The sequence below is a fragment of the Formivibrio sp. oc-25 genome (assembly GCF_055810895.1).
In genome coordinates this window covers 18073-29780 of the sequence record NZ_JBVVOL010000027.1, presented here as the reverse complement: position 1 = coordinate 29780, position 11708 = coordinate 18073, and the positions used below count along the sequence as shown (strand labels likewise).

Genomic DNA, 11708 nt, shown 5'->3' with positions numbered 1-11708 from the left:
ACTGTAAAATCAACGTTTCGCGCTTCAAACTTCGCTGCGTCTGCAGCAGAGAGGCCGAACTATACCCACCTCCCAAACACCCGTCAACACCCGCACCACAAAATTCCAACCCAAAAACGCTAAACCCCTGTTTTTAAACGCATCAGCCAACTCACCCCTTTTGCATCCCCCGCAAACTCCCCGATTGCATCACGTATTCAAACAGGCGGCATTCCAGCGCTCCGTTGAATAACGGCGTGCGCTTGCTGGCTTTGAGGCCGATTTTTTTGGCCAAATCGAGATCACCGGTAAAGAAATAGGCACGCCAACCGGCAAAGCGCTGCTTCAGTACATCGCCCAACTGTGGATAGGATGCCGCGAGCTTTTCCTTTTCATCGAGACGCACACCATAGGGCGGGTTGCATAGCCAGATGCCTGATTCGGCCAGCGACTTGGCATCCAGCACGTTAAGTTGCTTGAGCGTGACCGTATCCGCCACACCTGCCACTTCCAGATTCTTTTGCGCATGAATCAATACGGTACTCGACACATCGCTACCGTGAATCGCGTAGGTATTCGTATTTTCCAGCGCCTTGGCTTGTTCGCGCAGCTTTTCCCACTCGGCAGTGCCATGCATCCTGAATTGCTGGAAGGCGAATGAGCGTCTCATGCCTGGCGCGATGTTTCTTGCCTTGAGCGCGGCCTCGATCAGGAAGGTACCCGAGCCACACATTGGATCATACAGAGCCTGGCTCGGCTGCCAGCCGGTCAGCGCGAGGATGCCGGCCGCAAGGTTTTCTCGCAGCGGCGCATCGCCAGCATCCTGGCGGTAACCGCGTTTGAACAGCGGCTCACCCGAGGTATCGAGATAAATCGTCGCCATGCGCTCGGTCAGGAAGAGGTTGATACGCATGTCGGGCTCGCGTGTATCCACGCTCGGGCGCTCGCCGGTCTTGAGACGGAAGCGATCACAGATCCCGTCCTTGACCTTGAGTCCGACAAACTCCGGACTGCGTAATGGCGACTTCACCGCGGTCACACTGACCTTGATCGTGTTATCAACCGAAAAAAGATCCTGCCAGTCCAGATCGCGCGCCAGCCGATAGATATCATCCTCGCTGCGATAGGGTTTCTCGGCAAGTTTCCACAGCACCCGGCTGGCAATGCGCGAATGCAGGTTCGCCAGCATCATCGTCTGCATCGAACCGGAAAATCCGACACCGCCATCCGTTACCTGTACGTTTTCGGCCTTCAAGACGGCCAATTCCTGTGCGAGCACGCCTTCAAGTCCGCGCGGACAAGGGGCAAAGAAATGGAAAAGTTGTTTCATGCGGGTTCGCTCACAGTTGGATTAACCGACGCATCAGTGCGGCGGCGAGTTTGCAGGATCAGCGGTGCCCAGGTTTCGCCCGGACGTTTCTTGCGCGTAGTCAGCGTCAGTTCGGATGGCGCATAGACATTGGTATTGTGCGTCAGTGGCGTGGTGATCAGATACTGCGCCTGCGTGGCTTTCAGGAACGCCCCGACACGATCGATGTTGAAAATATCGAGGTGGGCAAACGGTTCATCGATGAATACAAAGCCGGACGGATTGGTTTCGTCCATCATCAGGCCGATCAGCAGAATCAGTGATTTCATTACCTGCTGTCCGCCGGAGGCTTCGCCGTCATTCATGCCCATCATGCCCTTCTGGTCAAAATCGAAGCGCGCAGTGAGTCCGGCCTGCGCCAGCACCATGTCGTCATTTTCCAGATGCGGCATGTCGACCTCGACCGCGATACCGGCCAATTCGCCCAGATGCTTGAGGTTACGACCATAGGCGCGCACCGTAGCCTTGAGCTTATTAATATAGGCCGAGCGTGCGTCATCGGTCAGTTCGCCGGTGCGATCAACTTCGAGCCGGTGATTTTGCGTATCGCGCTCGAGCGCGGCATAGTCGGCAATCAGCTTATCGCGGCGCTGGAGGACGATTGGATCGGTTTCCCAGTCACCGGATTCAAGCTGCGCAGTCTGGCGCTCGATCAGATGCTGCACCTCGCGTACCGAACCGTATTCGTCACGCAATGCGCGAAAAGCTTGTGGTTCAGAAAATTCATTCGGCAATCCGCGCTTGATCTCGCGCAGATTGCGGATCAAGCGGCTTTGTTCCTCGCGCTGACGCGACAGTTGCTCGATCTGCTGGCTGACCTGCGCATCAAGCCGGGCGCGCTGGTCCTTGCTCTTTTCATAGGCAACGCGGCCGTCTTCGCGCTGGTTGCGCGCCTCTTCCCACGCCGCTTGTGCAGCCGCGAGCGCGGCGCCCGCTTCCTGGGCGCGACGCTCCTCTTCCGGGAAACGCTCGGCGGCTGCCGCGAATTCCTCCTGCCGCGCCGCAAGCTGAACCACCGCCTGCATACCCATCAACTGCTGTTGCAAGGCCGAGATGTCGCGCGCCCGATCGACCAATAGCGTCTCTTTGCCCAGAATTTCCTCGTTGATCTCCCGCAACCGGCGGGTAATCTCAGAAAGCCGCGACTTGCGCGCAGCCTCGCCAAACGCATAATCGCCGGCCTTGACCGAAATATCACGACCGCCACGGCGCTCTTTGTGGAAGCCTTCGCGCGTAATCCAATCAGAATCCAACTTTGAGCCAGCCTCGACCGACTTCACGCGCTGGGTACGATTGAGCAGGTTGACAAGCCAGCCCGGTGCATCAGCCTTGAATTCGACGATTTCGAGCACACTGCCTGGCGTTGCCTTCGGCACGACTTCGCGCTCCGGCACGATGAAGTGGCGGTATTTCAGGCGCTGGCCAATCTCCCAGGCACGCGCTTTATCGCCTGCCTTAGCCAGCAGCACAATATGGCGGAACGGTGCAAGCAAGGCTTCCACCGCTTCCTGCCAGCTTGAATCGCGTACTTCGACGATTTCAGTCAGCAACTGGTGATGGATACCGGCTTCATCCAGTGCGGCACGCATCTGGTTCACAAACGCGGGATTGGGCTGCTGACCGGATTGCAGCGTGAACTGCACTTCCGACAATTGCTGGCGCTCTTCCTTGGCATCCTTGAGCCACTGGCGCAGGGCGGATTCTTCTTGCTTGAGTGTTGCCAGGCGATCGTTCAGCGCCACCGCGTCAGCACCATGCTCCTGCTCGGCCAGTGCGCGCAGGCGTTCGGCATCTTTCAGGAGTTTTTCGGTATCGCGCGCTGCATCGCGTACGGCCTGGAACCGCGCGAAGGCAGCATCGTAGTCAGCACGGGCCATGCGCTCATTTTCCAGTGCCGTGTTCTGCATGGTTTCCGTCGCACGGAACGCCACATCGATCACATCAAGTTCGTCCTGTTTCTGGCGCAACACCCTGCGTGCCCCTCGGAACTGATTGATATAACCGGAAAGGCTCGCCCACTGCTCGACATAGCGCAGCCCCGGCACAATCACGTTGGCGAGATGATCGGTATCACTCCTGAGAGATTGCCATTCCAGATAGCGGTTGGCGCGCGCGCGCAACGCTTCGACATCGTGGCCCAATTGCGACAGCTGGCCCGACATCTTGCCAAGTTCGCCTTCGGCTTCCTTCAGGCGCAACTTGGCTTCCGTGTAGTTATCGAGCACCTGCTTGTCGCCAAAAACCTGAAATACCAGATCCAGCAGCGCCTTCGGGCTGTATTCACATAGCTTGTCGGTATCGCCCTGCTCCAGCGCCAGCACCTCGGCAATCGCAGGGGTAAGCCCGGCCTGCTCCAGCCTGCGTTTGTATTCGTTTACGCCCAACCATTGCACGGCATTTTCGGTATCTGGCGTCAGAGCAACATTGCCTTCTGCAATCGCATACTGGCGCACCCAGTCTCCCCCCTGGCGGCGAATGCGGCAGAACAGCGTCACATCCGGCGTCGTGGCCGGAAAAAACAGATAGGGGAACAGGCCGCCGCCACTGCGTTTGGGATTGCTGACCACACCCCGCAGCCATGCCGCATTTTCGCGATTGTTACGCACATAGCGTTTGTAATCGCGCTTGCCGGAACAGCGTAGCGCCATGAGGGTACGCAGTGCATCCAGCAACGTAGTCTTGCCGGAGCCGTTGGGGCCGACGATGGTGACGATCTGGGCATCAAGCGGTACCTTGATCGCCTGCCAGAAATCCCAGTGGATCATCTCAAGCTCTTTAATCTGGAACATTTACTCAGCTGCCTCTTCGTATGCTTCCACGCCGCTCAATTGCAATACATCTGCAAGCGCGCCATCAATGATGCGTGGCGCGAGTTTGCCGTAATCGATCATCAGATCGAGCAACGGACCTTCATGAATCATCCTGTTACGGCGGATGATGAAGCCGAGCTTGGCCAGCTGGACGATATTGGTCGAGAAACGCATCTTCCCACCGAGCTTCTTGCCGAAATCGGCATAGACGGCATCTTCCGGGATGCCGGGCGAAACTTCCTCGCCATGCGCGATCGGCTTGGCGGCACCGAACATGTCGGATTGTGAATCGCCAACAACTTCCGAGCGCGCAATCTGCCGTTCGCGCTTGGGAAGGATGATCAGTGCCCATAGCACGACCAGCAGAGCGACCGCATCGCGCGGCAGGCCCATATTGTTGGTGAGCCAGTTTTCGCCCTCGCCGAACACCCAGTCGTTCATTTCGGGCTTGAGTCCGATTGCAATGTATTCAGCATAGGGGTTTTCCAGCAGCATCAGCCCCATCTCGGCGAGCTTGTGCTCGAGCGTTTCGCGGAAGGATTCGTCAATCAGCGCACGGCGTGCGAGCGGGTCTTTGCGTGCGATGAAGCGGTGCGCCAGCAGGCGCGCCAGCAGGATTTGTTGGGCTTGGTCCATAGTCAGCGCTTTTCAATACGGCCGCGCGTAATTGCGGCAACTTCGGGGTGATCGGGATAATCGAGTGCGTCTTCGGTTTCCAGCCGCAGCGGCAGGCGTACGAGATCGGCGACCACGCTGGCTTCGGTAGCAGCCTCGGCATCGCCGAGCAGCGCCAGCAAGGACAGGCGATAAGCTGTCTGGTTATAGCTGTCACCCAGCACCAGCTCGGTCAGCGCGGTCTCGCCGACAAGATGCGCCAGTTCTTCATGCAAGGCTTCCGCCTCCAGTAAACGCTCGACTTCCAGTTCGCTGGTCAGCGGCGCAGCATTGCTGGTCGGCAAGGCATTGCCCGCCGATTCAGGGCGGTCACGTTCCAGCAATTCAAACTCGGCCACATCGAGCATTTCTTCCGGCGTGATGAACAGGGGTTCGGGATGAAAATGCAGCAGGTCTCGCCCCAGTTCCGCCAGTGCGTGCTGGCTGCGACCTCGCAGCCAGTCGGCCACATTGGTCGAGGTCAGTCCGGACTGGCCAAGGTGCACCCGCTGTGCCGCGAGTTCGGACAGGCGGCGCTGGAACACCCCGGTCAGCCGCAGCATGCGACTCTGCGCGTAGGCAATCGCCTGTGCCTGATTCAGGGTAGCCAGATCGAGCGCTTCATCTTCCAGAATCATGCGCATGACATCGGTGCCCCGCTGCACCCACTGCCAGACACTTTCGAGCTTGGTTTGTGCGCTGCGGATCTGGAATTCCGATTGCGATTCCAGCGCCTCTTCAAAGGCACGATAGAGCTCATTGAGTCGCGCCAGCAGGTGCTGCAGGGTTTCATGCGAAACACGCCCCATTGCCTGTCCAGCTGCCACCTGTGCTGTCAGATAGCCTAACTCCGCATCACCTTCGGCGAATTGCACCAGCGTCGACAACGCTGCCAGCGCAACGCGACCTGTCTCTGCCAGATTGTAGAGCTGCTCATCACTGTCCCAGATCAGCAGGCCGTTATCACGCAGGCGTTTGAGTACGGTATCGAGCTTGACCGGATTGATATAGGAAAAATGGCTTTGCAATTCCTGTGGCGACCAGCGTGGCGCATCGGCACGTGCACCGATTTCGCGCAGCACCAAAAGTCGCACCAGCACTTCATCCTCGCCACCGCGAAACAGCGTGATGAACGCATCCAGAAACGGCCGTGCACGCATGAGTCCCGCCAGGTTGCCCAGTTCAAACGGGTTGAAACCAGGTTGGAAAAATTCGCTCAGCAGCGATTCGTTTTGCATGAAATTCGTGAATAACCCGATCAAACAGCGATTATCGCAGGCCGGTGTATTTATGAAAGCACAGATCGCGCTCCACCAAGCCGCTCATCCGCCTTATTGAAAATAAAAACCATTATTTATCGAATGGCGCCGCATAGTTAATGATGTATCAACCCCCAAGCGAGGGAGTAAATCATGAAAACATTTGCCATTGCCTTCTTCACACTCGCCATCTTGTCTGCCTGCTCCAGCATGGGCATGACTTCCAGGCCTGCGAGCTTCAAGGATGGCATGCTGGTCGCCCCCAATGGCATGACCCTGTACACCTTCGATCGTGATGCCGCCGGAAAGAGCAATTGTTACAACCAGTGCGCAGCGAACTGGCCGCCCTTCCTGGCCGAAGCCGGTGCCAAACCAATTGGCGATTTTTCACTGGTTGCACGTGATGATGGTAAAACCATGTGGGCACACAAAGGCAAACCGCTGTATTACTGGATCAAGGATCAAAAGCCTGGCGACATGACCGGCGAAGGCGTCAATAACGTCTGGTGGATCATAAAACCCTAGTCGCATGACACATCAAAAATCCCCGCATGGTGCGGGGATTTCAGACAATCAGAAAGTGGTCGGCATGATTTTCAAGCCCGGGCAATGCCAGGCCTGATCATGCCATGACTTGATTTCGCAGCGTTCTCGTACATTTCTACCCCTCCCGCGACTCCTCGAGGGGATACCTTGCTCCGCAGCGGAGTTCGTCATCAATCTAATAATCCCCGCCCCGTTTCGGGCGGGGATCATAGATGAGACAAGGATCAATCCTGAGGTGGTACATCATCCAAGGCTTCAGCCCGTGCGCTTGCCAGCTCGGCCTCTGCCTGTTGTTTGGCCAGCTCTGCCTCTTCGCGCATGCGGGCACGCATGGCATCCAGATACTCCATGATCGCATAGGTCAGTTTCTGACAGCCCTCGCCAGTCAAACCGGCAATGGCAAACCAGCGCGGCTCGTCCGGATCAAACGGCGCATACGGATCATGTTCCTTCACGCCTTCCCAGCCATAGGCCTCAAGGAAGGCCTCGACACGTTCGGCACGCTCCTCTTCTGGGATCAGATCAAGCTTGTTTAGCACCAGCCAGCGCGGCTTGTTATGCAGCTCTTCATCATATTTGCGCAACTCCTCGACAATCGCGCGAGCTTCGCGCACCGGATCGGTTTCCGGATCGAACGGCGCGATATCCACCAGATGCAGCAAGATGCCGGTACGCTGCAGATGCTTGAGGAAGCGATGCCCGAGGCCGGCGCCTTCGGCCGCACCTTCGATCAGGCCAGGAATATCGGCAATGACAAAACTGCGGTTGGCATCGATGCGCACCACGCCGAGATTCGGATGCAGGGTCGTGAACGGATAATCGGCGACCTTGGGTTTCGCCGCCGATACCGCGCGGATGAAAGTCGATTTGCCGGCATTGGGCATGCCCAGAAGACCGACGTCGGCCAGCACCTTGAGCTCCAGACGCAATTCGCGGCGTTCGCCCTCTTCGCCCGGGGTAGTCTGCTTGGGGGCGCGATTCACCGATGACTTGAAATGCAGGTTGCCCAACCCACCCTTGCCACCCTTGGCGATCAGCTCACGCTGACCATCTACGGTGAGGTCGGCAACGATCTCTTCGGTTTCCGCATCGATCAATACGGTACCGATCGGCATGCGCAGCTCGATATCCACGCCACCCTTGCCATAGCGATCACGACCGCTACCACCATCACCGTCCTCGGCCTTGTACTTGCGCACGAATCGGTACTCGACCAGCGTATTCACGTTCTGGTCAGCCACAGCCCAGACACTACCACCGCGACCACCGTCGCCACCGTCTGGTCCGCCTTTCGGAATATATTTTTCGCGACGCATGCTGGCCGAGCCATTGCCGCCCTTGCCGCCGATCACTTCAATCCGGGCTTCGTCGATAAACTTCATGTGTGAGCCTCGCGCCAATTACAGGGCAGGAATAAAAAAGCCCTATCCGGCAAGGACAGGGCTTGAACAGCAAAGTTCGACCCGCTTAAGCGGCAACGATCACTTCGCCTTCGTACGGCAGAACCACCACGGTACGGCGCTTTTGCGCACCCTTGATGGTGTACTGCACGTAGCCATCGACCAGCGCGAACAGGGTGTGGTCCTTGCCCATGCCGACGTTGTCGCCCGGATGGAATTCGGTACCGCGCTGACGCACGATGATGGAACCGGCGTTGATCAATTCACCGCCGTAAACCTTGATACCAAGACGTTTCGAGTGGGAGTCGCGGCCGTTACGGGAACTACCACCAGCTTTTTTGTGTGCCATGTCAAAAGCTCCTCGTGATTACTTGACGATTTCGTCAATGCGGATTTCGGTGTAGTTCTGGCGATGGCCCTGACGCTTCTGGTAGTGTTTGCGACGACGCATCTTGAAGATGCGAACCTTTTCGCCACGACCATGCGAAACCACGGTTGCCTTGATGGAGGCGCCAGCCACCAAAGGGGCACCAATTGCCACTGCGTCACCGTCTGCCACCATCAATACTTCATTCAGTACGATTTGGCTGTCGATGTCTGCAGCAATCTGTTCTACTTTAAGTTTTTCGCCGACAGCAACCTTGTACTGCTTGCCACCGGTTTTTACGACTGCATACATAACAAGCTCCAATATTCAGAGTCACCCGATACACCAGCGCATAGCGCCAATGCAAAAACCTTCGCCAAAACAGCGAAGAGCTCGCGACAATAGCGCATAACACCATCACAGTCAAGCACTTACATGCTTTAACTTGCTTCGCAAAGCGCGGCCGGATCGATTTCTGCTAACATCCGGCAGTGAAATCACTTTAATAATAAATACCATCTTGCTTGCGGGGCTTCACAGCGTGTCGATCGAGTTCGTCAAAACAGTTCTGGCAGAGGAAATGCGGGCGGTGGATGGCCTGATCCGCACTCGACTGCAATCCGAGGTTGCGCTGATCAGTCAGGTAGCCGAATACATCATCAGCGCCGGCGGCAAGCGCCTGCGTCCGCAAGTCTTGCTGCTCACGGCCGGAGCATTGGGTTACCGGGGCACGCATCACCACGAGCTGGCGGCAATGATCGAGCTGATCCACACCTCGACGCTGCTGCATGACGATGTGGTGGATGAATCCGCATTGCGCCGTGGCCGCGAAACGGCCAATGCGATGTTTGGCAACGCCGCCAGCGTACTGGTTGGCGATTTCCTCTACACCCGCGCTTTCCAGATGATGGTTTCTGCCGAGTCGATGCGCGTGATGCAGGTCATGGCAGATGCCACCAACATCATCGCTGAAGGTGAAGTACTGCAGCTGATGAACATCGGCAACGTCGACATCGACGAAGCCGGCTATCTGAAAGTGATCCGCTACAAGACCGCCAAGCTGTTCGAGGCAGCCGCGCGACTGGGCGCCATCCTCTGTGCTGCCGATGAAGCTACCGAAACCGCGCTGGCCAATTACGGCCTGCACCTGGGCGCTGCATTCCAGATCATTGATGACGTCCTGGACTATTCCGGCCAACAGGACGAAATCGGCAAGAGCCTGGGCGACGATCTGGCCGAAGGCAAGCCGACGTTGCCGCTGATTCATGTACTGCGCAGCGGCAGCCCGGTGCACGCAACGATTGTGCGCACTGCGCTGGAACAGGCCGACCGCAATCTGCTGCCGCAAGTGCTGGCCGCAGTCAATGCAACCGGCGCACTCGATTATTCGCGCCGGGTCGCCCAGTCCGAGGCCGCTCAGGCACTTGCCTGCCTGAACAACCTGCCCGATACGCCGCACCGCCAGGCGCTCGCCGCGTTGACGCGCATCGCCATCGAGCGCACGCATTGACCTGACCCGTTACCGGAGACCTCGCCATGGCAATCCGTCCGATCCTCAAAATGGGCGAACCGCTTTTGCGCATCCAGGCCGCCCCTGTCACCGAATTTGATACGCCGGCTTTGCACGAACTGCTGACTGACATGTTCGACACCATGCATGCCAGCGGCGGCATCGGCATTGCCGCGCCACAGATCGGCATCAGCCTGCAGGTCGTTGTATTCGGCTTTGAAATAAGCGAACGCTACCCGGAAGCACCGGCCGTGCCGCGCACCATCCTGATCAACCCGGTACTGACTCCGCTCTCGGAAGAAATGGAAGAAGGTTGGGAAGGCTGCCTGTCAGTGCCGGGCTTGCGTGGCAGCGTACCGCGCTATACCCGCTTGCGCTATCAGGGCTTCGATGAAAAGGGCCAGCCGATCGATTGCGTCGCCGAGGGTTTTCATGCGCGCGTGGTCCAGCATGAATGTGATCATCTGGCCGGCATCCTGTATCCGCAACGTATCCGGGATCTGCAGAAGTTCGGCTATACCGATGTGTTGTTCCCGGGACAGGCCGACGATTGATCTCGACCTGTCCGTCCGCGCTTATTTGGATTTTGCAGCGACCGACCCGGTTGCCGTTTCATCTATTGGCATAGCCTGATCTGTAGCAGACTTGAGCGGTACCTCCTTGGTCACCAACCAGATCCCGCCACAGACCAACACCAGCGCCAGCATGTTTTTCCACTCCAGGATCGATTCACCAAGGAAGATCGCCGACAGCACAGCACCAAAGATCGGGATCAGGAAATTGAATACCGTCACCAGCCCTACCCGGTTGTATTTGAGCAGGATGGTCCACAGCGCAAACGACACCGATGACAGCAGCACTAGATACGCCATCAATGCTGTGGATTTCAGGGTAAATCCGCTTAACTCCCCACCGGTAGCAAAACCCACCAAAATCAGTGCCGTACCACCGATGGCTAGCTGGTAACCCGTCAACACGACCGAATCCACCTTCTGTGACAGCTTCTTGCCATAGATGGTAGCGGCAGACTGGATAAAGGCGGCAATGACCACAAAACCCTCGCCCAGCAAGGTGAAATTGAAATCGAGCAGGTCATGGCTGAAATTTACCGCCATCACGCCGGCAAACCCGATCAGGCACCCAAGCGCCTTGTTCATGTTCAATCGATCATTGTGGTAGATGTAATGCGCGAGCAGCACGCTGAAAAAGGTGCCGGTCGCATTCATGATCGAGCTTTTCACCCCGGTGGTATAAGCCAGACCGATATAGAAGAAGATGTACATGACTGCCGTCTGGGTCAAACCCAGCAGCGTGTACTGCTTGATGCTCGTCCAGTTGGGACGCAATCCTTCGCGTTTGGTCAGCAGGGCCATCAGCAATAGCAGCAGGCCGGCAAAAAAGAATCGATAACCGGCAAACACCATCTTTGAAGGGATATCGGTAGGGACAATGGCAAACAGCGCATAGCCATTCTTGATTGCCGGATAGGCGCTCCCCCACAGCATACAGCTGAATGAGGCGAGCAAAAAAACCACCTTGCGATTACTGAAAAACGGATGGGAAATCAATTTGAAACCTTCCTTGCTACAAAAACCGGATTGAAACCGCCGGCATGCCCGCACACGCAGGCGTTGCCGTGAAAGAAAAAGGCCGGTGAGTCGCGCACCGGCCGGACTGAGGGGGAGGACTCAGCTTGACGCCTGCGGGGGCAGGCAGTCATTTCGGATCGCACATCAGATGATGCGGACCACGATGCATTCAACCTGCTGAGGCCATCGAATCCTGCGGGGGGGAGCAAGGGCTCGAGAGGGGTA

11 protein-coding genes are annotated in these 11708 nt (G+C 57.3%); 3 read left to right on the top strand and 8 right to left on the bottom strand.

The features are described from left to right. Positions 1-151: 151 nt before the first annotated feature. The 4 genes from AC0KVQ_RS13895 to AC0KVQ_RS13880 are packed head-to-tail and all read right to left on the bottom strand — an operon-like array spanning position 152 to position 6050. Complete coding sequence (locus AC0KVQ_RS13895; protein WP_473421769.1) at positions 152-1309, bottom strand: THUMP domain-containing class I SAM-dependent RNA methyltransferase; 1158 nt, start codon at positions 1307-1309, stop codon at positions 152-154. Continuing rightward, a complete protein-coding gene (locus AC0KVQ_RS13890) occupies positions 1306-4137 on the bottom strand; it encodes an ATP-binding protein (RefSeq protein ID WP_473421768.1) in 2832 nt (943 codons plus the stop codon). Before AC0KVQ_RS13890 ends, AC0KVQ_RS13895 begins: the two co-directional genes overlap by 4 nt. Further along, entirely contained in the window at positions 4138-4794 is a 657-nt protein-coding gene (locus tag AC0KVQ_RS13885) for a hypothetical protein (RefSeq protein WP_473421767.1), read from the bottom strand. It abuts the gene before it with no gap. A gap of 2 nt (positions 4795-4796) precedes the next feature. After that, positions 4797-6050: a hypothetical protein gene (locus AC0KVQ_RS13880; RefSeq protein ID WP_473421766.1), complete on the bottom strand. Its 1254-nt coding sequence runs from the start codon at positions 6048-6050 to the stop codon at positions 4797-4799. A 174-nt stretch (positions 6051-6224) separates the two neighbouring features. Between AC0KVQ_RS13880 and AC0KVQ_RS13875 the strand changes: the two genes are divergently transcribed. Next, a complete protein-coding gene (locus AC0KVQ_RS13875) occupies positions 6225-6596 on the top strand; it encodes a COG4315 family predicted lipoprotein (protein ID WP_473421765.1) in 372 nt (123 codons plus the stop codon). A gap of 245 nt (positions 6597-6841) precedes the next feature. Here the strand turns inward: AC0KVQ_RS13875 and obgE are convergent, their stop codons facing one another. The 3 genes from obgE to rplU all read right to left on the bottom strand — a co-directional run bounded on the left by obgE (position 6842) and on the right by rplU (position 8696). Beyond that, a complete protein-coding gene (obgE, locus tag AC0KVQ_RS13870) occupies positions 6842-7999 on the bottom strand; it encodes a GTPase ObgE (protein WP_473421764.1) in 1158 nt (385 codons plus the stop codon). A gap of 85 nt (positions 8000-8084) precedes the next feature. After that, a complete protein-coding gene (gene rpmA / locus AC0KVQ_RS13865; protein ID WP_473421763.1) occupies positions 8085-8366 on the bottom strand; it encodes a 50S ribosomal protein L27 in 282 nt (93 codons plus the stop codon). A gap of 18 nt (positions 8367-8384) precedes the next feature. Further along, a complete protein-coding gene (rplU, locus tag AC0KVQ_RS13860) occupies positions 8385-8696 on the bottom strand; it encodes a 50S ribosomal protein L21 (protein ID WP_473421762.1) in 312 nt (103 codons plus the stop codon). A 229-nt stretch (positions 8697-8925) separates the two neighbouring features. Here rplU and ispB point away from each other — a divergent pair, with 229 nt between their 5' ends. Then, complete coding sequence (gene ispB, locus AC0KVQ_RS13855; protein ID WP_473421761.1) at positions 8926-9894, top strand: octaprenyl diphosphate synthase; 969 nt, start codon at positions 8926-8928, stop codon at positions 9892-9894. 26 nt (positions 9895-9920) lie between these two features. Further along, positions 9921-10448: a peptide deformylase gene (gene def / locus AC0KVQ_RS13850; RefSeq protein WP_473421760.1), complete on the top strand. Its 528-nt coding sequence runs from the start codon at positions 9921-9923 to the stop codon at positions 10446-10448. Between the two features lie 21 nt (positions 10449-10469). Here the strand turns inward: def and AC0KVQ_RS13845 are convergent, their stop codons facing one another. Continuing rightward, entirely contained in the window at positions 10470-11429 is a 960-nt protein-coding gene (locus AC0KVQ_RS13845) for a DMT family transporter (RefSeq protein WP_473421770.1), read from the bottom strand. Between the last annotated feature and the right edge of the window lie 279 nt (positions 11430-11708).